This is a genomic window from Photorhabdus sp. RW14-46 (assembly GCF_963887965.1).
Taxonomy (GTDB): domain Bacteria; phylum Pseudomonadota; class Gammaproteobacteria; order Enterobacterales; family Enterobacteriaceae; genus Photorhabdus; species Photorhabdus laumondii.
On sequence record NZ_CAWPHH010000001.1, the window covers coordinates 81,790 to 102,692 of the forward strand.

Consider the following 20,903-nt stretch of genomic DNA (forward strand, 5'->3'; position numbering starts at 1 on the left):
ACAGACCCTTTCCCACTCTGGCGACCAGAGTGGGAAGTCTTAGTTAAACGTTAATTTAAAACAGTGTTTTCTTGACTTGGTTTGCGAAGCTGGCACCGCCGTCGCAGGCGGTATAATGTACCTGCACCAGTACATCATCCATATTCGCCAACAGTGCGGCCTGCATCTCATCCGCCTTCAATGTGTTGCCATCAATATGTTCATCCACCGAACGCGGGAAGGTAAGCGTCCATTTGGAAACCGCACCCGTGCCCTCAAACGATAGATAGCGCTCATCTTCCAAACGCAGCTCAAAGCTACCGGCATCATTAATGCCAGAAGAGAGCGCCACCTGCTGGCTGGCCCGCAGATTGGTGACAATATGCGTCGCATCCCCCTCTTTACCTGTCGGATCATTGAGACGTTTAACACCATTGATATCTGCTGTGAGCAGCGTACTACTGCTGGTCTGGGTCAGCGTTGCCTTCACGTTTTGATACGGCCCGATCAACGTCGGCAGTGTCACTGACACGGTTTTAATCTGGCGCAAATAGTGCCCCGGATAGTCGTTGTCAAACAGCTTTTCGCTTAATGGAAAGTCAACTTTGCCCTCAGTTTTTAACTTACCAAAGCCATCATCACCCAATAGGCTTTTGAGCGACACAGTACGGATCACATTAAGACGGCGCTCATGACGAACTAAATATGCCGCTTCCATTTGGTGCAAATTGAGTTGCAGAGTTTCTCCCACTTGCAAACCACGGTAATGGTCATTCCAAGTACCGGTCTGAATAAACGTGGTGGCGTAATCACCCAATTCATACTGCCAGCAAGCTTGGGCGGACAAACACAGAGAGACCACAGCGTCGTACGCTTGATAGTACAACGCGGATAATTGACCGCTCAGCCACTGATATAAAGTCGCTTGGGTGAAACGAGTCGTTAGGTAAGTCAGCATGGTTCGAATTTGCACCTGCTGTGCCTTCGCCTGTTGCAGGGAAGTCTGAGCCGCTTTTTCGCGCACCGCCAGCGCATCCAACTGTTTCTGTAATGCGTCGACCTCAGACTGTGCCTGTTGGTATTGGATTTGCCACTCTTCACGGCGGCGGCGGTAGTTCTCCGTGGTTGCCAAACGCTCAGCCACCACGCTGGTGGCTTGTCCGGCAGCCATTAACCCAATGGCAATCGCTTCCGTTACCCCTTCATAGCGTGAGCCACCATCAGCCAAACCAAAGATATTCGGGATCACTTTCAGTGCGCCACTGGCAGTCTGTACACCGGTGGAGGAAGATATCAGGGATTGTGCTGACGTTTGGGTGTCCATCACCAGTTGTTCCGCACTGGAGATGTTATTTTGATACAGCGTGTAATAATGGTCATGACGCTGTTGCGCCGTCGCCTGACTAGCCAACAGCGCCAGACGATCCGCCGCCAATCCATCCAGCGTCTGCTGCTGCAACGTAATAGCATAGCTGGACATATCCAACAGTTGCTGTTGCGCCAACTCTTCTTGACCGGCCCGTTCACTACGTTCCAACAAGCTAAGCAGGTTCTGACCAAAACTGGTCAGCGTACCCACGGCACTGTAAGCTCGCGGCAACATAGCGCTGAAACGGTATGGCGGCACCGTCAACATGGCACCACTGACGCCATTCGTCAACGTGCCGGACTGAGCGCGCTGAGCCAACAATGCTACCGGATCAGCCGGCGCAGCATACAACGGCAGAGAAAGCGGCTTGCCATCAACGGTCAGGTTATGACGCAGGTTGTATAACCGTGCATCCAACGTATCCCAGTGGGACAACATCAGAACATTGAGCGGTTCGTTAAAGTAGCCATTATCTGCCAGTTTCAAGTAGCTGACATTGCGGCCCGGCAATGCAGGTAAAGCGGTATCACTATTAGCCAACTGGTGCTCAAAATCACGTAAAACCGTTTTTTGCCCGGCTGCCAAAGTATCTAAGGTTTGCGGCGTCCAAGTGCTACTCAGCGATACATCCGGACGAGGCCCTAGCAATTCAGCGGCCAGATTGTAATAGACACGGGCCTGAGTCAAACCATCACGAGTCAACTGGCGATACCACATATCTCCCTGAGCAATCAGATTACTAACATAAGCGATAAACACCGCTTTCTGGTATATCACCGGGTCGGCATAAGCTTGAGTATCCGGATCGATAGGATCGCCTAAATGACGTGATAGATCGCTGTGTCCCTCAACCAACGGACGTACATTCCAGTAAGCCGGGGCATTGTGCGGCTTGTTTTTCATCGCCGGATCAAAGATGTAATGCAAACTCTTTTGTGCCGGCGAAAACTGCTGTTCGTTGGCAAATCGTGTAGCAACCAGAAACGGCAGGTGAAAGAATAACTCCCAGAAATAGAGACCATTTGAGCCATTAAAGTCCATTGGCTCACTTTTGCCATCAGTGACCAGATCAGCCTCCAGAGAAGGATCTGCCTGCAAGGTGTAATCCAGCAAACTATCCAATCCCAGATTAGCCTTCTCAATCAAAGTACGCACAAAGGTGGTGTTAAGACGAGTTTTCGCAGGGAATGATGAGGTCCAGAAGTCTAAATATTGCACCAGACCACGCTTGCTATCGTAACGGGAAATCAATCGAGGAATGGCATCCGGAGCTTTACTATCCTGCAACGCGACATAGACATTGAACCACTTACTAACCCAGGAATAAGCCCCTTTTCTCCCTGATGGGCGGTCATAATGATACCACACGACATTCAAACAAACCTGTAGGTAGTTTTTATTTGGATCAGTGGAGAAATCCGCTTCAGACAAGGTATAAGTTGTAGAATAAGTTGCACCGTTGGTAAGTCTGAAAGTTTGATCACTGTAACGTTTAAACAAGTTGCGTCCATCCGCCGTCTCAGCATTGATTTCCTGATAGAATTTGCGGTTATCGGCAATTTTACTGAAATTTTTGATAGTGGTTAGTGTTGGCCAATCTGGAGACGTAAATACAGCCTCAAGCTTATTAAGACCAATAGCAAAATTTATTTTATCAAACCAATCTAGCAACACGGTACCGTCTGGAATATACAGATTATAACCGGTAGGTGTCTCCCCTTCCCAAGCGATATAACTGCCCTTCACAGTAACAGTATGGAGAGTATCAAGCAGAGGGGCAATATCCCATCCTTCATTAACCCTTTGCTCTAACGCCCACGTTCCATTAGGAACAGATCCACCACCATATCCAGCAGGATAATAGGTGATTATTGCATTATGAAAGGTGTAATAATTGCCATCATGGTAATCCAGATAAAAACCTTCATCCCCTGACCAAGAAAAACCATAACCAGATTTAGAATCGTTTTCTCTGTCAGCACTCCCAAACGTATGGCGGTTAATAAAATCCCCATTGGTTGTGGTTTGGATATGGAGAGTCAGGCCATCTTGATCAATATATACATAAGCGCCGGTAGTATCCTGTTTTAAGTCATCAATTTTACCTACCCAATTGGTCGTTTCAGGATCTTCTAACTTGCCCGGAACAACCTTAGTAATCACATACTTTTTATCGTATACCGCAAATTGCAAACAGTTCTGATCATTTGTTTCATCACGATAAGTACTGAACAAAAAGTTCTTACTTAACGGCTTGAGAATATGGCGATTAAAGGCTGAATCACAATACAAGTAGCCATACACAGTAGGGCGATTCTGATATGGGTTTCCCGTAAAATTGCGTACAAACACTCCCAACATCAAACGGCCATACGGGTTACTGTCCGTTTCTTCCGTCGGGTCAATACTAAAATCAGTGGTAGCCAGCAAATTCACATCTCGTAGTGCAATGTCATTTTCATCAATCAACAAACTACTGCGTGATATATCCTGATCACCATCTTTATCTTTTTTTTGTCGCGTCATCAGCGTGGTAGTATTCGGCGCTGTCCAAGTATCATCATAGCGTTTATAACCAAACTTTATGCTGTAGGCATGGGTCTTACCGATATCTTTACCGTCATCCCCCTTTTGCACCGCTGGGTCACGTTCAACCCAAGCCACATACAACCGGTTGTTATAAAACACCGGGCGAACCGTGTGCTCCAACACCGTATCACCGGCCAACGGCAAGGTGATTTCCTGCCAATCATTCCAGCAATTCGGTGTTACCGGCTTCCCTGCCGGATACTGACGGTTTTTACTCAAATCCATCTGACGCCAGTAGTACCGATACGGTTCAGTAGTAGTACGACCAATAAAGTAATAGATGGCTTTGGCAAATTCATCCTGATTAATATAACCACTGAGCACATACAGATTACTCACTGCCTCAAACTCATTGAGGTAAGCCAAAACAGCATCCTGAACCCGGTCTGGATCGAGTCGGTTCTGGTTTAAAGTCGTCTCCAGCTCCGAGAAATAATGGCTTTTTCCCTGCCGGGTGATGGGAGAAATATAGTTTTCAGCGTAATTCCCAACCTCAGCCCCCGCAGCCCAAATAGCATATTGGCTATCATTGTCACGCCATTCGTTAGCGGTAGAGGGTTCCATCGCTTGACGGCCCGGTTCAGAGCCGTTAACCAGACGGGTCATATATTGCTGTATGCTGGCAATCGCTTGAGCTACTCGGCTGGTCTCAACCTCATCAGCCACTTCCGGGTCAATCAGCAAGTATTCGTACAAGTCTTCCACCGTCACTGGTTGTTTGTTGACGCCTTTTAGCGTCGGCGCCACAAAATTCATATAGCCAGTCACCAACGCATCACGCTGGGATTCATTCAGTTGTTTTTCCATTGTCGATAACATAATTATCTGCCTTACTTAAATGGCGGTTTAGAAATAGCCTCATTGGGCCATACGGAAAAATCAAACCCACTCAGGTAGTAAGCTTCTGCCATGCTCAGTGACTACCCTTGACATGGGATACGCCAGCCACCAGCGCCTGACCGGTGCTTTGCCAAAGAGTATAATCACTGCCACGACTCAGGAGATAGCCTTGCTGTTGCTGTGTAACGCCAAGACCCGTCTGGTTCTGCGCCTGTTGCAAACGCAGAAGCGTATCCAGTTGCGGAGTGGTTTTAGCAATTCCACCTAATACTGACCAAGCGGCTTGCAACTCATTAGCCTCCCAACCCAACAGAGTTGCTAACGTTTGTGCAGCATCAGATTGACTCAACGGCGTCGCAGCATTAGCCGCGCACAGGTAGGCCAGTACATTATCTTCGGTACCACCAGCTTTACCCACCTGGAGCAGTAGATCGCTGTAACGGCTTAAGGTATAGAGCATCCACAAATTGATATCGGTCACTGTTTCTACGGAAGCGCCAAACCAGAAAGGATAGCCCAGCAAGGTTTGCACCATCGCTGGACTCAACGTGAATTGTTGGGTTAACAAGGAGCGGCGTACCACTTCACGTAATTGCCGCAGATAGTCAGCGGGAATATCGGCGGCGGTCTTAACGGTCTCCTTCAATGCCCAAGTCGCACTTAGCCACTGATAAACAGTTTTTCCACTCCAACGCAGCAGCAATGCGGGCAATGATTGAATCACGTTCAGAGTTTGCGCCAACAGACTGACGGCCACACCTTGCTGAGTTTGCTGCGCTTGATTCAGCGTATTCGTCAGAGTAGTGATTGCCAGTTTTTTATCTGCATCAGACAAGCTTTGTGTATTAACCACCGTTGCGATAACACTTTCTATGTCGGCATCGGTCACCAGACCAACCTTATCGATAAGCGGGCTATTACCTGCCGAGAACAGAGAAAACCAGTCAATAGCGTGACCGCTGGTATCAATTAATGGCGCACCACTACGGGATAACAATGTTGCATCCACCAATGTACTGCCCAGGTTCTGCCACACCTGACGGATAAAATTCAATTGATCGTCAGTGCCTTGAGCGATAGAGACAGAGTTATTAACCAGGATGGCACCTTGGGAAAAAGTCAGGATCGTATTATGATCATAAGGATGAATTCTGACTTCTGAGATCAAAGTATTCAGCACCGATAGATCTTTAAAAATCCCTTTAAGCGGAATATTCAGAATGTAGGTGTTAACCGTGCCGAGATATAGCCAACCCGACCAAGTGAAAGGAGTATCCGAAGAGATACCATAATTATTATTGAGCGTAACATCCTTTGGTGCGTCCCCCGTCCAACTCATTTTACCATTTAAGCTTAAGCCTGATGGCAGAGGATAATGGAACTCTGAAATCCCACTATTTTTACTCCCTCCGCGAAATACTATCTGCTGCGTCAGAAACAACTCACCGGATTTAGCGTCATAGGCCAGATCTTTCCAGCCAATGGAGACACGTTCCATCTGACCTGGATCAGAAATCGTGCCATAACTACCCGCTTCAAGCGGCACCAATGAACTCTCATCTGACAATAGCAATTGTTGAGTGCTAAATGGCAAATCATGTTGCTGTCCCCACTGCGCCAGTGCACTTAGTACCTGTAACAGGCTGAGAATATCCGCCGCTAGCGGAGAATCTTTTTTCGGTGCAGTGATGATGGGCTTTCCTGCCAATTGCTGCCAGACGATGCCTGTACCTGCATCTAATCGATCAGCCAAGGCACAGAAAGACTCTGGGTTCATCCCTAATGCGCGCGCCAGATTAGCCAGACGGTAGAAAGCTGACACCACAAACAGATTACAGTTAAGTGTACTTTGTGTGACATTTCCCTGTTGACGGGCAATATTATCCGCCAATAACAGGAACTGACGATGATTAAGGCCCAGTGCCGTGCTGATATGCTTAACACGCGCCCCATCTCCCCCGGTGGTTAATGTATAGACAAAATCCTGATTATCTATCACAAACGGTGTATCAAAAGTGCCGACGGAGTTAAACACTTGGTCTAAAAACGGCGTTGCCGGTGTAATGGCAAACGGAGTCACCACGCGCAGCCAGCCAGCAAATTGTTTGGCGCTAACACCGTACTTCGCCTGATAATGTTTGAACACCCCCAACATACGTAACGTATTATCATTCATCAACAGCGCAGTATTTCCTGCTTCCGCATCCATAGCAGAAGTCACCAGCAGGTCAATATCCTCATAGGGCAGATTCAGCCATTTTTGCAGGCGCACGATGCGGTTAATGCGGTCCAACTTGTCATCAGTCAGATTGTTAACCGTCAGAGCAAAATGCGCCTCCGCGCCACTGCGACTCAGGGTAATCGCCTCCGGCTTACCGGCATGAATAAAGCGAGCGCCGTAAGCAAATGGCGTCGCTGTCGTGTCACCAGAACTGACATTATCAGACTTAACCACCGTAGAACCGCCAACCGTTGAACACAACATCAGCTCTACCTGAGGTACAGTCAAACTTGTTCTATCAGTCAGTACGGTCATGTCGCTGAAACTGTTCGCCGTCAGCAAACTGTCACCATAATTTAGCTGATAGAAATCCTGACCGACGGTTTCCACCATGATTTTCTGCTGCTCTGGCGAAAGCTGACTCGCCATGATTTGCAGGCGAGTCAAAGCACCGGCAGTCGCATCACTCAGTTTTCCTTTTGCTGTTGCCCAGAAGTTTTGCGGCAGATCCAACGTCTGTGGCAAAGTGATATCTTGTAACGTGGTACCTAATACCGACTGAGCCGTCTGAATCTGCTGGTGACCATAATGATATGGCAAATTATTCGGGTAACGGGTGGTGGAGAGTTTGGCGTTTACCGCTTCCAAATCAGTCAAACTCAGTTTCTTCTGAATGGCTTTGGACAGAATTTCATTGACCAATTGTAATTGCGGTATCACCTCATTGATCGCTTTATCATTAATCAACAAAGCCCCGATATCGGGTCGGCGCTCCACCAGCGTATTCATAATGGCACTAGCACCACTCTTTTCCTGATCAAGGGCCAATTGATAAATATGAGTCAGATAAGCTACCGGAGCATCATTCGCTTCTGGTGACCCACTAGGTGCTTTATCTTTCCAGCCAGTGTTTGCATCAAGAAACTGATTGGCGTAATCGGGACCTGACACAGAGAATGGACTTCTTAAGCTAAACTGAACCGCTTCACTAAGAGAATTACGGCGAAAATGGTGTAACACCTGATGAGCATAGCCCACCGCCAGGTCATACATTTTTTCAGCACTGCGCCCAAGATCAGCACGATGCTCACGAATAAAGCGCTCACGCGGCATACGTACCACATCAAACACTGAGGCATAACCAAGGTCAGTCAATTTACCGGGCAGGTTGTAAATCTCTTCGGTGCGGGAAATCAGGGGACTAACGAGTTGATTCATACGGACTCCTGAATTGAGGTTTATCATGAGAAACAGGTTTTTTCGTGCAAAAAACAACCACCATCGTTATGTGTAAAAAAGATATAAAATTAAACACGTGCATTTAGAACATCAGGTCGTCTGACCTTCCAAAGACGCTACACACAATGATGATGTGTGATGAAAAATATAATAAATCACAAAACTTGCTTACATTAAAAAATAAAATACAAACAATAAAATAACTTTACCTTTATATAAATTTATAAAATAAATATTTACTGATGTTTATGATTAACCTAACAAACAATAACAGATCGTAATATCACGTCTTGAATAAGGTAATACCAGTGTGCCGGAATATTGGTGAATGATAGTGACAATTCCGTAAAAACAGTATTTCACATCAATATGAAAAAGATTACTGACATATACCCTATGGATTTCAAGATGCATCGCGGCGGCAAGGGAGCGAATCCCCGGGAGCATAGATAACGATGTGACCGGGGTGAGAGTGCAGACAACAAAGAGGCAACTTGAAGGATAACGGGTATATATCCATTATTTTTTAAGCAATATAGCCTACCGAAAGAAAAATTAAAAATGAATTAGTCAAAAATATATTTTACACCTGAATAGCCAAGTCTGAGACTCTAATTCTAGTAAGAATGTTATTTCTTTAATATGCTGTACCGTGGAACAAAATACCCATTAAACAAGAATAAATATTTGTTAGCTACTATGTGCTGAAAGTAGAAAGCGGGAAAGAATATTTATACAAGGTGCTCAAATACACATACACCGGTGGCATATTCAGAATCGGGAAGATCAAAATATAATCGCGGAAATCCTTTTCTTTCGGCATCGGCAACGATGCAATATCGCTACCCACTTTTTCCGGGATTGGCAACTTCTGTTTTTTCCGATAATCATCCCCCTTTTTTCCAGGGCTTAAATCCTACCAGATTAACCGTTTTATTCCTGCTTTTATTGGGTTATTTTTATCGTTTTCTTCGTAAAATAACCGGCGAGAAAGCGATTTAATACCTATCTGTTCGGATAGTATTATTTTACGCGCGGATTTCTTTTCAATTCGCTATTAATGGTTAATGATTTTCGATTAAATGCAATTAATTCTTCCATTTGAAAAGTTGCATTTATTATGTGAATCCAAGGGGTTAATGTAATTTATTTTAAATTCATCCCCTCACGATAAAACGCCAGCCCCCCCTCTTTTACCATTTCCAAGCAAATAACCTCATCACCCGAAAAACCACTTAGTTTAATTTTATAAGGGTTCAACCCTTTATTAAAAATTTCCTGATAGTTTTTTCCCAAACTATTAATTAGGGCTTTAACGTTGATATTCATTATTTATATCACCTCTGTTCTTGATTTAGCCAATTCACCTACGACTTTATTTTTCACACTACCCGCAAATGAATTGGCTTTAAGAAAGAGCCTCTCATCTACATATTGATTACCAACGAACTTCTGATGTGGGCAAGAAAGTCACTGAGCTAACCTGTTCACGTAAATCATAAGAAATCTGCATACTGATCTCGTCTGTAAAACGATATAAATCTTTCCAACCAAACTGCCTTTTCAAAATTTGCCTTGGCGGTATTGATTTAATCGGACTACCTAAGTTTTCTTTAATCCACTCCCTATCCATAGAATGCTTCAATGGTGATGGCAATTCATTTGGGAATACAAAAGAGACTTTATCGTCTCGAAGCAGCCTTAAAGTAATTTCGTTTAATATTTTACTACTCCGTTCAAACGATAAAAAAATCCCCTCTTTCACCATATCAATACCAATATTAAGTACCCCCGGAGGACCATTTGGTTTGCTTCTATAAGGGATTAACTCTTCATCAAAAATTTCCTGATAAGACTTTCCTAGACTGTTTATTAGTGCATCTACGTTGACTTTCATTATTCATACTCATGATCTATTATCTGGGATAAATTGTTTTTCAACCAACATATCGGTTGTCTGTCCTAAACTATTTATGATTGCAAGAACATCAATCATTATTTACCGACTGTTCAAATAACAGTGCATCCACACGAAGATCAGTTTGATAAAGGAAGCGAATTTCTGTATTTGGGTACTGATCATTTAGTTTACGAGTATAGGCATCAAATCCGCCTATTAAGCCAATTACCGGAATTCTCTCCGGTCCACTACTGGAATCGGGTTCTCCCATAAATGCTCTGACTGTAACCTTATCCATTTGGTGAAGGAATGGAGCAGGCATATCACCACTATATGTACCAGTATCATCAACAGTGTTGATTAATGTGAATTGAACAGAAATCAACACTTTTGATATAGCATCGAAAACTAAAGTAAGACCCGCCTCTGGTTCAACACTAAATCTGGAAGAGCCTTCGAAAGTAAACTCAAACTTTCCCGCTGGAATAAGTTTATTTTCAACTAACATATCTGCGGTCTTCCCCAAACTATTAATAATTTCAATAACATCTATCATTATTTACATGACCTCTATTCTTGGTTAAACCAACTCATCTGAGATTTAACTTTTCAAGCTGTTGATTAATGAATTAGCTCTCAAAAGAACCTTCCCTTTCTGCTAACTATCAACGCACTTCACTTGTAGGTAGAAATGTAACTCGACTGACTCGATCTAGAACATCGTGCGATACTTGCATACTAATTTCCGACTTACCCTGATAGTAATAAAGATATATCCAACCAAATTTATATGTCAATGCTTCAAATGGAGGTGCTGATTTAATTGGTTTACCTAAATTCTTATCTACCCATTGGCGGTTCATTTCCTTAATTAAGGGATATGGCATGTTGTTCGGAAAAACAAAACTGGGACGCTCAGGTATAAGTAAAGTTAAAGTCATCTCTATGAATGTCTTAGTTTCTCGATCAAATGATAAGAAAGTCCCTTCTTTAGCCATATCAAGAGATATATCAGAGTCTCCGGGATAACCAGATGGCTTGGTTTTATAAGGAATTAGCCCTTCATCAAAAATTTCCTGATAAGACTTTCCTAAACTATTAATTAGGGCTTCAACGTTGATAGCCATTATTTATATCACCTCTACTCTTGATTTAGCCAATTCATCTGAGATTTAACTTTCCAAACTGTTCGCAAATGAATTGGCTTTTAAAAAGAACCTATCATATATATTGATTACCAACGCACTTCTGATGTGGGTAAGAACGTCAAAGATTCAACCTGTTCAGTGATATCATAGGAAATCTGCATACTTGTGGGAATACGAAAATCAAGTAATGTATATAATTCTGTCCAACCAAACTGGTGCCTCATTACCATCTCGGGAGGGTGAAATTTCTCAGGCTCACCAAACTGTTCATGAATCCATTTACGTGACATTTTAGGGTTTAATGGTGATGGCAATTCACTAGGGAATAAATAAGCAGGTTTATCATTAACTAAAGTTAATGTAATCTCCTTTAATTTTTTATCTTTCCTATAAAAAGACAAAAAAACCCCTTCCCTTACCATATCCAAACATATCACTTCATCACCAGGAAAACCTTTTGGTTTCGTTTTATCGGGAATTAATCCCTCATCAAAAATTTCCTGATAAGCTTTCCCCAAGCTATTAATTAGGGCTTCAACGTTGATAGCCATTATTTATATCACCTCTATTCTTGATTCAGCTAATTCATTGGAGATTTGACTTTTCAAACCATTCACAAATGAATTAGTTTTTAAAAATAACCGCCCATCTATTGTTGATTACCAACGAACTTCTGATATGGATAAGAACGCAATTGACTCCACTTGTTCCAACAGATTGTAATCAACCTGCATACTGGTTGGTATCCGAAAATCCAGTAGCGTATACAGTTCCGTCCAACCAACATCTTTCTTGAGAAATTTTCTCGGCGGAAGGGCCTTTTCTGGCTTACCAAACTGCTCATGAACCCATACCCTAGTCATTAAAGGCTTCAAGGGCGAAGGTAATTCATTAGGGAATTGGTATAAAGGTTTCTTCTGATCAAGCAGAAAAAGCTCTACAGCAAATAAAATCTTACCATTTCTTTTAAAAGCTAAATGCATACCCTCTTTAGCCATATTCAGAGTAATATCTGGATCTCCTGGATATCCTGTTGGCTTGGTTTTATAAGGGATTAATCCTTCATCAAAAATTTCCTGATAGGTTTTCCCCAAGCTATTAATTAGGGCTTCAACGTTGATAGTCATTATTTATATCACCTCCGCTCTTGATTTAGCCAATTCACCTACGACTCTATTTTTCAAACTACCCGCAAATGAATTGGCTTTTAAAAATAACCTCCCATCTATTGTTGATTACCAACGTACTTCTGAGGTAAGTAAAAACGTTACCGATTTTACTCGTTCCATCATGTCATAAGAAATCTTCATACCTGTAGGAATGTGGAAATCAAGCAATGTGTATAACTCTTTCCATCCAAACTGACGTTTCATAACCATTTGGGGTTGCTGTGATTTCTTAGGTTCACCAAACTGTTCATGGACCCACTGTCGAGACATCAGAGGCACCAAAGGAGAGGGAAGCTCATTAGGAAACTGATATAGAGGTTTCTTTTCATCAAGCAAAGTCAACGTAATCTCTTTTAAACGCTTTCCCTCCCGATAAAAAGCTAGAAACACCCCTTCTTTTACCATATCCAAGCATATCACCTCGTCACCAGAAGAACCTGTTGGCTTGGTTTTATAAGGGATTAATCCTTCATCAAAAATTTCCTGATAAGATTTTCCTAGGCTATTTATTAACGCTTCAACATTGATTGTCATTATTTGTATAACCCCCGTTCTTGGTTCAGTTTATGCATCTTAGTTCTGGCATCTTCAAGTTGTGCTTCTGTTGCACCATATTCCTTCAATGCTGGTTTTATCGTATTAAAATCCCGATCAAGCGCTGACCGTAAATCCTTCGAATCCTGCTCTATCTGAGTAGGAGTATTTCTCCCTCCATAGGTAGCACTTAGCTTCTGATGTACCTCTGCGGGTATAATGATAGAAGCTACATCATCAGATAATTCCTTGAATTCACCTTCATCGAATAATGAATATAGCCGCCTAAAATAAGCCTTAACCGCAGCAGCCGAAGGCATATGATCCGCATGTGTTCCATTCCTCGGTCGCCCAGCAAAGTTTCTGTACAAATCCACTTCAAACAATTTCACCGGCGGTTTACTCAGATACACATACACCGGCGGCATATTCGGAATGGGGAATACCAGAATATAATCGCGGAAATCCTTCTCTTCCGGCATCGGCAACGATTCAATATCGCTGCCCACTTTATCCGGGATCGGCAACACGGTTATTTGCGACGGAATAAACGGCTGTTCTTCATTCCCGGTATGGGCTGGAGCCTTGAATTCCTGTTCATTCGGCGTCCATAAAATCGTCGGCCGGGTTTCTCCCGGTTCCCAGAACTCGTAATTACCGGTGGTCCGATTGAGCGTCATCATGCGAACCGGCACTTTATCCAAGCCGCTTTCCGGGCTGACGTGATATCCCTGAACCGTCATCCTGCCGCTTTTTTCATCTCTGATCCAGCGAAAACGTACACGAGTTGGTGCTTTTCCATACTGTTCCGCTATCTGTCTCAGGCGATACGGATCTAAGTAATCCTCTTCCCCCTGATTCAACGACGGTGAATAAAACAGCCCCATCAACCCAACCGTTACCGGATTCGGTGCCGCCAGCCAACGTCCAGCACTGATAGCACCGCCACCAATGTAACGCATCACCAGCGTTTCCCCTTCCGCTACCGCGCTGCGGGTAGTAGCGGCCACAGCGGTAGCCGCCGCTTCGGCATTATCTTTTCCACTACGAAACCACCGCTTATACCACGGTAATTTTTTATCCCGCGGCTTACCCGGTTCCGGCGGGTGTTTCTTGTCCTGCGGGGGTGGTTCAGGCTTTTGCGCCGTGGCTGGCGCAGGAGATGACGGCACCTGATATACCACCATTCTGCCAAAGTTATTTGCCGATTCAGGCTCAGTTCCAGCGTCAGTACACCCTTTACCCCGCTGGCAGGACTTCGTAAACACCGGTATCGGCGGCGGAGGTACCTGCGTTGCAGGCGGGCTTCCCACATCCTTTACCGGAGAAGAGAAATGCTGTTGCGCCATATTCGTGGGAGCGGCAACCCGGTCAGCAGTCTTATCTTGCTTCTCATAACTGTCCATCTCCGAATTGATAAACCGAGCCCGACAGGGACAAGTACTGACACTATCCAACGTGCCAGCCAACTTGCGCCCCATGTCAAACACATCGGATACACCACCAACAATCACGTAAGTACCGGGATGTTTGCCACAGGTAACCTTATCCCCTTCACGAGCGGTTGCTCGCCCATTAAATGTCATGGTGTGGTCACCGGTAATAATCTGACCACCACAGGTTGTTTTATCACCAACGAGCAGGAAATACCCTATTGCCATTTATTCACTTCTCCAATGAGTTACAACATGAAGAGTGAATCTAACTGAAATCATCATCATGCTTTTGCCATTTATGGATTAATAAATGTTCAATAGTGCAATGAATTTCACTTAAAAATATATAGGAATATTCTGAAAGTTAGAGAAATAATGTCGATTGATGCTTGTAATTCATCATATTTTACAACACTTTTATTACAATTAATTATCAAAAGTGAGAATTCAAGCAGCAGTGACGAATTGGCAGAAGTACACCGCAGATTTTTTCAAATTATGGTCAGACGGTTAACCGCTATCCGTCCAAAGTGCTGACCAAAAGACCAACACTTTGTCAAAAATCTGCAAAACTATTCAAGCTTTGATGGGCTTTACCAGATTACCTCTGATAATCGCAGGTGGGCTATGCGCCTGCACAAGCAAACATGCTTTGTTGGTGCAAACGACGAGCAAACTGACAATCTAAGGTCAACTCTTTCCTACTATGTCCTCGAACCAGTAAAGCTTCCCAATGGTGATGATGACCGGGCACAAACCCTGTACAGGCAAATCCCGCCTGCTGCAAAATTTCCATTGCCTGAAGCGTCCCTTCCCCTACCGGCAGTCTCACATATATCAGTTTGTGTGCCGGTAACTCTGCCACCTCTTTTACCCGCTCGGTTGTCTGCTTTTCTATCCACACTTCCAACCGACGTCCATGATTGGTTATACGGATATCTGCATCAACCAACTCCTCCGGTTGCAGAGGCTCTTGACCAAACACTTGAGTCACCGATGTCAACCACAGTTGCCAACCGGAAGGCCAATGTACCTCTGGAAACGGCCAGCTTTGTAAAGGTAAACAACCCAGTACTATGCTTTCCGGGCGTGCCTGATCAAACGGTGATGTTACATAGTCCGGCAGCAATCCCGTGGTGTGAAACCCCAGATTTTGGGCCAGACGCTGACTATGGTTATGCGACGACACTTGCTTAATTGTGAGGATACTTAACCCCATTTTCTTAGCCTGATCACACAAGTATCGTCCAAGCGCGGTAGCAATACCCTGCCCACGTGCCTGTGGATGTACTGCGATCAACGCCAGTTCAGCGCTTAATGAGCAGTGTTCATCCCGCCACAGTGCGGCATGCCCCAACACGTGTCCATCCTGTACCGCAACAGCGGAATACCACTGTTTTGCCGCGTTATAACGGCCAAGCATGGTAGGTAAATAGACTTCCGGGTAGACATAATCTTCGCCGTAAACAACCCGAAATAACGCACTAATACCGGTAGAATCCTCTTCCCGGAATAATCGAACTAATGGTATTCCTAGATTCATGCTCATGCTGCCTTCTCTTCAGCACCATAACCACGATGATCAACCACCCGCATTAATTTACCGGAGCGTGGATGAGTGACCATATTTTCCAAAGCGCAGTAAGTGACTTCCACATGCAAAAATCCCTGATCACATAACTTTGCCATCGCGGGTTGTGCCGCCAACAATGTCTGATGCACTGATGTTGTCGATGACGCCAGTGATGAATCGCCCGCTAACAAGAGTTCTATCTTATCCATGCCACCCTGACGGCTCAGCAATAACTGCCAAGCCAGTATGCCCTCTTGCTGTTGCAGTAAACGCGCAATATGGTCAGGAAAAATGGACAGCGAGAAAACTCGCACTCGGTGAGCGCTGCCCGCTCGCCCCTGCAAAGCGAATTTGCGACTCGGCTGCCCTGACTCTTCACACCAACAGGCCATGTCACCGGTAGGATAGCGGATAACTGGCATCAAGCGTCGCTGCAGATTGGTCACAACCAACAGGCCATTTTGGCCGGGCACCGTAATCGGCTGACCATTGGATTCGTCAATAATTTCAACAATGGTATCCGTATCAAAAACCCGATGTTCGCCGTAACAGCAATCGGGAGACGCCGCCCCAATGAGGCCCGCATCAACGCTGGCACAACCAACTGAACCAATACGCGCATTAGGAAATACCTGACTCAAGAGTGTCAATTGCTCTGGAAACAGGCTTTCACCGCCGTACAACAGACGATCAATGCCGGGAATAGACTGGCCGCACTGCTGCAAGGTACTGGCAAAACGTAATAGCTGCGCCGTCACGCCGGCCAAAACATTAATCCTCAAGCTGACAATCGCATCGGCCAGTGCCCGATCATCAACTGACCAGGTAAACGGATACTCCACTACCGGCACTGGTGAATAGGACAACGCACCGTGAATAAACAATAAACTGGTATACAAATCACCAGCCACAAACAGATTAGCAACGCGATCACCAGGCTGTAATTGCTGTGCAAGCCCTTGACCAAATGCGCGCACGAAAGCACGCCATTCGCTACAACTGAATACCGACAATCGACCATCACTGGTAGAGCCACCGGTTTTAAAAACATGACCACCGTTAACCGGGCCGGTTAATACCGGCCAGTTTTCCAGCGATTGCGATTGCTGCCAATAGTCATCAGGATTGATCAATGGTAGATCAGTTAGCGCCCAACCGGATCGAGGCAGATCACGATAAAGATCCTTAAAAAAAGGTGCATGATTGCGGGCGTATTCAACCAGATCGTGTAATGATAGTGTCATGATTTACCCAAAAAGTAGTATTATTGGTCTCAGAATCGGCTATCCAGCACCAGCGGCGTTTTGCCACTTTGCGGGTGACGATGGAACTGTCCAACAGGTGTCGGGATAACTTCCAATTGAAGCAATCCACCACTGACAACCTGGTTCAGCATCCTATGTTGCAACAGATGCATACGTACCTGCTCAGCATCCCCGTCGGCTAATATATGGATATAATCACAACCACTGGAGTTGTTCCCTACCAACCACTGCACCGGAAACGGCAACCCGGCGGATAATTCGGTTGGGTTCAGAAAAATAGAACCTACCCGCGTCAACACCCCATGACGGCCTCCCAGTTTAAACCGCGGCGTTGGTAACCCGCAGTCGCAGAGATCTGGCAGCCAATAACCTAAGTCGCCTATATCATAACGCTGGACCACCTGCCCTTCCCGCGCCAGAGGGGTAAACACCAGTCGACCGCTTTCCCCTGTCGGAACAGGCTGATCACTATCAAGAGCCAAGATTTCCAGCCATTGAATATCAGATAACAGATGGAACTCCCCTTCTTGGCAACAAGCACAAGCATGACCTAACGGACCGGCATCCACGGAACCGTAAATCGCCGAGCGAATTATCTGTACACCAAAACTGGACAGAAACCGACACCGCTCTTCACCAATATGCTCACCGCCAGTAAAAATTTTGCGTATCCCACCATAGGCGCGCAACGCAGCCTCTTCACATTCAAACAATCGGTGGATAGTGCTTGACATTCCTGCCAGCGTATTGATTCCCTGAGTGACAATAAAGTGCCTGATTTGGCTAAAATCATCGTCTATCGGGCCGCCCATCGGGTAATGCGGCACGGATAATTTATCCAGCACAGTGAAGAAACTCATCAAACCGCCATACAAGTTACTGCCATAAAACAAATTCATTACCCGGTCTTGGGATGGCTCCAGACCAGCAGCGAACAAACCATCTGCCGCGGCCTGCATTTGACTGTGATAATCTCGATGGCTGAAACCCGCCAGCTTTGGCTCACCGCTACTACCACCGCTGCGGAAAAACACCTGTGCTTTTGCCGTCACGCCGCCGTTCTGAAACTTTGCTTTATCCATCACTGGAATCCCTGCCAGTTCCGGCGGATTGGCCGACCCTTTATCTAATGCGACATGTCCCGGCAGTTGATCAGGTTTTAAGCTGACGGAGACACGTCGCGCCAGCCGAGTCAATGCGTAAACACCATCATGTGGCTCACCCTCATAGCCATCATGCATAACTCCGGCCTGACATATCCGGCTAACACCGGCGGCCAACAACTGACGACTCAACATCGGCAGCTCTTTTTCTTTCGCTATCAGAGCGCAGCTTTGCAAATAGGGGCGCCACGGCAACAAAATCTCAACCAATTGTGCACGCGGTGCCGGACGGACTTGCAAAGTACGGTACAACGGTGATGGAGCAAGCTCTTGACGCTGTATCCAGGCTACTCGCCAGCCATTGCCCTCTTCTACCGAACCGCAGAGTTCAGCAAAAGTGTGATCCAACTTCAAAAATGCCATCTGACTGCTGATTTCCGCCGCTTCCTGTATGTCTGTCTGTAAGGCAGGCCATATTGTCGCGCGTCGTGCCAATGCGGCGGCCACAGCACTAACGACTTCCCGTAAAACGTTCTCGTCAGCGCTATCGACCAACAAACACTGTGGACTGGAACACGCTTGTTGGTCAAAACGGCAAACATCATCAGCCAATGCATCGTAATCAGCATCACTGGCAGCCATCGGGTCAAAATAAGCAAAACTGATACGATGTCCCCAATCTATCCAACGGCAACCGGGCCGCAATTGGCTACGGATAGCGGTCAGGGCGCTATTACTGCCCCAGGCGGATACGGCATCAGCACACGCCAGTAATTCTGATAATTGATCAGACGGCAAAGGCAACACAGAGATATAAGGTGCCAACGTGCCGCTCAGGTCATGACGTAGGAATTCAGCCAGTATCTGCGCATTAAGGCCGTGGTCGCTGCTACTAGGACGTAACCAGTTGACATTACCCACTAGCAAGCTCTCTAACACGGCCATAAATGGCAGTAAAGGCGCGTTGGCCGGCGTAATATGCACCACCAATCCCAATGGTTGCCAAGTTTCAAAACGGGGCTGTGTATAGTCAAAGCGACGCAGAGAAAAGGGCTGTTCTCCCAATTCGTGCCGCAATTTTGCTTCTAAAGAATCGCGATGGCAGAAGTGACGTAACGCAGTGAGGGCGGCGGTATCCAGCGCAAGCTTAACAGCAACATTATCGAGATCATCAACGAAGCGCTCAGCACACGCCAATACCTGTTGTACACTTGGGGGACAAGCCAGCGTCTCAGCCAAATTACCTTTCAGTTCCGCCAATACGCTAGCGGGCTCCAAGTCAGAGATAACCTTACCATTCACTAAATACATTTCAGGACTCCTTTATCAACTCAGAAGCGGCAATCGCACAACTGCGGCTTTTACTGGTACCGGCACGACCCAGTAACTCAAACCAATCGGTAGCTAACTCACAACCACATTCAGCAGCGGGATGCAGCACCGCCAAATCGCTCACCACAATACTGTGTGCCGGGCTGGAAGTGATATAAGGTGATACCAGATGCAGAAAACCTGGCTTACCATAGGGTTGAACCGCCATGTTAGCGGTATCGCGAACATAGGTTCGGGCATAGACCGGCACATGAAAATGGTGATTTCGGCATTCAACATAAGGCACCGGATGCTCCACCGAACCGTAACCATCCCGGCACCGCTCGTCAGGAATACCCAGTTGTTCCCCTAAACGCTGATACAGTAAGGATTTTGGAATAGCTTTATCCGCGTGCGTTTTCCAACCGCCACCTAAAAAGACCAGTGATTCAGGATGCAACTGCACCGGCGGCAACCCCATGTCCTGCATCCGTTCCAGCGTGAACCACAAAAATGCAGGAAAGCCCAAGATCCGCACCGGCAGCCCTTGTGCAGCAAATTCTTGTAAGGATCGGATCACACCAAAAGGATCAAACTCATTGCTTTTTCCATTGTGACGCAGTGCATAACAGGCTTGGTTTACCGGTGCATATTTGCACAGATATTGATCGGTATACGCGGTTCCCAACGTCACCATACCGGCAGGCTCATAGCTTAGCAGCAAGTAATTACAAGGCTGCTGCGGCGTATTCCAACCGTAATACTCGAAAATCCGTTCAACCATATTTTGAGCTGCACGCATACTACGTGCATCGTAACGCATACGGCTCTTTTGGCCGGTTGTCCCAGAAGAGGTCAGTTCCAATGCATTCCTACCCGTGGTACTGAGCAACAACTGGCGTTTGAAATAATTAGCGAAAATAGGCGGCAAACGCGACCAATCGTCCAGTTTCTCCAGTCTTTCCACTTCCAGACCGTTAGCCTTCAACCACTGAGAATAACCGGGAGTATTTTCACAGTGGTACAGCGTCAACTCACGCATGGCAGCATCAAATAATTGGTCGCAAACGCTATCGACCCGATAAGGATGATCAAGCGCGCAAAGGGCGTCAACATAAGCAAGAGAGGTCAAAAGTCGTCTCCAGAAATTAAAGAAAAAAGGGCATTTACTCCCTTAAAATAATAGGTACGTTATTTCAACCTCCGGCAAATCAATTCCGCCGAAGA

14 protein-coding genes and 1 pseudogene are annotated in these 20,903 nt (G+C 45.8%); all 15 read right to left on the bottom strand.

Annotation, left to right across the window (positions count from 1 at the left end; genetic code table 11):
• Positions 1–55: 55 nt before the first annotated feature.
• The 15 genes and pseudogenes from tccB to AACQ38_RS00405 all read right to left on the bottom strand — a co-directional run bounded on the left by tccB (position 56) and on the right by AACQ38_RS00405 (position 20,808).
• Positions 56–4,756, bottom strand: a complete 4,701-nt coding sequence (gene tccB, locus AACQ38_RS00335; protein WP_165577140.1) for an insecticidal toxin complex protein TccB — start codon at positions 4,754–4,756, stop codon at positions 56–58.
• Between the two features lie 94 nt (positions 4,757–4,850).
• Entirely contained in the window at positions 4,851–8,216 is a 3,366-nt protein-coding gene (locus AACQ38_RS00340) for a Tc toxin subunit A (RefSeq protein ID WP_165577141.1), read from the bottom strand.
• A gap of 718 nt (positions 8,217–8,934) precedes the next feature.
• Positions 8,935–9,105 (bottom strand): annotated as a pseudogene (locus AACQ38_RS00345) (S-type pyocin domain-containing protein); the annotation flags it as partial.
• 278 nt (positions 9,106–9,383) lie between these two features.
• Positions 9,384–9,566, bottom strand: a complete 183-nt coding sequence (locus AACQ38_RS00350) for a DUF6392 family protein (RefSeq protein ID WP_207631742.1) — start codon at positions 9,564–9,566, stop codon at positions 9,384–9,386.
• A gap of 109 nt (positions 9,567–9,675) precedes the next feature.
• On the bottom strand, positions 9,676–10,134 hold the full coding sequence (locus AACQ38_RS00355) for a DUF6392 family protein (RefSeq protein WP_165577143.1): 459 nt from the start codon (positions 10,132–10,134) through the stop codon (positions 9,676–9,678).
• Between the two features lie 91 nt (positions 10,135–10,225).
• Positions 10,226–10,693 carry a DUF6392 family protein gene (locus AACQ38_RS00360; protein WP_165577144.1) on the bottom strand — a complete coding sequence of 156 codons (468 nt, stop codon included), beginning with the start codon at positions 10,691–10,693 and terminating at the stop codon, positions 10,226–10,228.
• Positions 10,694–10,802: 109 nt separating this feature from the next.
• Positions 10,803–11,264: a DUF6392 family protein gene (locus tag AACQ38_RS00365; protein WP_165577145.1), complete on the bottom strand. Its 462-nt coding sequence runs from the start codon at positions 11,262–11,264 to the stop codon at positions 10,803–10,805.
• A gap of 107 nt (positions 11,265–11,371) precedes the next feature.
• Positions 11,372–11,836 carry a DUF6392 family protein gene (locus AACQ38_RS00370; protein WP_165577146.1) on the bottom strand — a complete coding sequence of 155 codons (465 nt, stop codon included), beginning with the start codon at positions 11,834–11,836 and terminating at the stop codon, positions 11,372–11,374.
• A 108-nt stretch (positions 11,837–11,944) separates the two neighbouring features.
• Positions 11,945–12,412, bottom strand: a complete 468-nt coding sequence (locus tag AACQ38_RS00375) for a DUF6392 family protein (protein ID WP_165577147.1) — start codon at positions 12,410–12,412, stop codon at positions 11,945–11,947.
• Between the two features lie 108 nt (positions 12,413–12,520).
• Positions 12,521–12,988 carry a DUF6392 family protein gene (locus tag AACQ38_RS00380; RefSeq protein ID WP_113026772.1) on the bottom strand — a complete coding sequence of 156 codons (468 nt, stop codon included), beginning with the start codon at positions 12,986–12,988 and terminating at the stop codon, positions 12,521–12,523.
• A complete protein-coding gene (locus AACQ38_RS00385; protein ID WP_165577148.1) occupies positions 12,988–14,649 on the bottom strand; it encodes an S-type pyocin domain-containing protein in 1,662 nt (553 codons plus the stop codon). The genes AACQ38_RS00380 and AACQ38_RS00385 overlap by 1 nt, the downstream gene beginning before the upstream one ends.
• 400 nt (positions 14,650–15,049) lie before the next feature.
• On the bottom strand, positions 15,050–15,973 hold the full coding sequence (locus AACQ38_RS00390; protein WP_011148282.1) for a GNAT family N-acetyltransferase: 924 nt from the start codon (positions 15,971–15,973) through the stop codon (positions 15,050–15,052).
• Complete coding sequence (locus AACQ38_RS00395; RefSeq protein WP_165577149.1) at positions 15,970–17,241, bottom strand: phenylacetate--CoA ligase family protein; 1,272 nt, start codon at positions 17,239–17,241, stop codon at positions 15,970–15,972. The genes AACQ38_RS00390 and AACQ38_RS00395 overlap by 4 nt, the downstream gene beginning before the upstream one ends.
• Before the next feature lie 29 nt (positions 17,242–17,270).
• On the bottom strand, positions 17,271–19,676 hold the full coding sequence (locus AACQ38_RS00400; protein ID WP_165577150.1) for an acyl-CoA reductase: 2,406 nt from the start codon (positions 19,674–19,676) through the stop codon (positions 17,271–17,273).
• A 1-nt stretch (position 19,677) separates the two neighbouring features.
• Positions 19,678–20,808: a LuxE/PaaK family acyltransferase gene (locus tag AACQ38_RS00405; RefSeq protein WP_011148285.1), complete on the bottom strand. Its 1,131-nt coding sequence runs from the start codon at positions 20,806–20,808 to the stop codon at positions 19,678–19,680.
• Positions 20,809–20,903 lie beyond the last annotated feature (95 nt).

Excerpts from the sequence above, each read along its gene's own strand:
- AACQ38_RS00360 (WP_165577144.1), bottom strand. The coding sequence starts at position 10,693 with ATGATAGATGTTATTGAAATTATTAATAGTTTGGGGAAGACCGCAGAT.
- AACQ38_RS00355 (WP_165577143.1), bottom strand. The coding sequence starts at position 10,134 with ATGAAAGTCAACGTAGATGCACTAATAAACAGTCTAGGAAAGTCTTAT.
- tccB (WP_165577140.1), bottom strand. The coding sequence starts at position 4,756 with ATGTTATCGACAATGGAAAAACAACTGAATGAATCCCAGCGTGATGCG.
- AACQ38_RS00370 (WP_165577146.1), bottom strand. The coding sequence starts at position 11,836 with ATGGCTATCAACGTTGAAGCCCTAATTAATAGCTTGGGGAAAGCTTAT.
- AACQ38_RS00390 (WP_011148282.1), bottom strand. The coding sequence starts at position 15,973 with ATGAGCATGAATCTAGGAATACCATTAGTTCGATTATTCCGGGAAGAG.
- AACQ38_RS00400 (WP_165577150.1), bottom strand. The coding sequence starts at position 19,676 with ATGTATTTAGTGAATGGTAAGGTTATCTCTGACTTGGAGCCCGCTAGC.
- AACQ38_RS00350 (WP_207631742.1), bottom strand. The coding sequence starts at position 9,566 with ATGAATATCAACGTTAAAGCCCTAATTAATAGTTTGGGAAAAAACTAT.
- AACQ38_RS00395 (WP_165577149.1), bottom strand. The coding sequence starts at position 17,241 with ATGACACTATCATTACACGATCTGGTTGAATACGCCCGCAATCATGCA.
- AACQ38_RS00375 (WP_165577147.1), bottom strand. The coding sequence starts at position 12,412 with ATGACTATCAACGTTGAAGCCCTAATTAATAGCTTGGGGAAAACCTAT.
- AACQ38_RS00365 (WP_165577145.1), bottom strand. The coding sequence starts at position 11,264 with ATGGCTATCAACGTTGAAGCCCTAATTAATAGTTTAGGAAAGTCTTAT.
- AACQ38_RS00380 (WP_113026772.1), bottom strand. The coding sequence starts at position 12,988 with ATGACAATCAATGTTGAAGCGTTAATAAATAGCCTAGGAAAATCTTAT.
- AACQ38_RS00385 (WP_165577148.1), bottom strand. The coding sequence starts at position 14,649 with ATGGCAATAGGGTATTTCCTGCTCGTTGGTGATAAAACAACCTGTGGT.
- AACQ38_RS00340 (WP_165577141.1), bottom strand. The coding sequence starts at position 8,216 with ATGAATCAACTCGTTAGTCCCCTGATTTCCCGCACCGAAGAGATTTAC.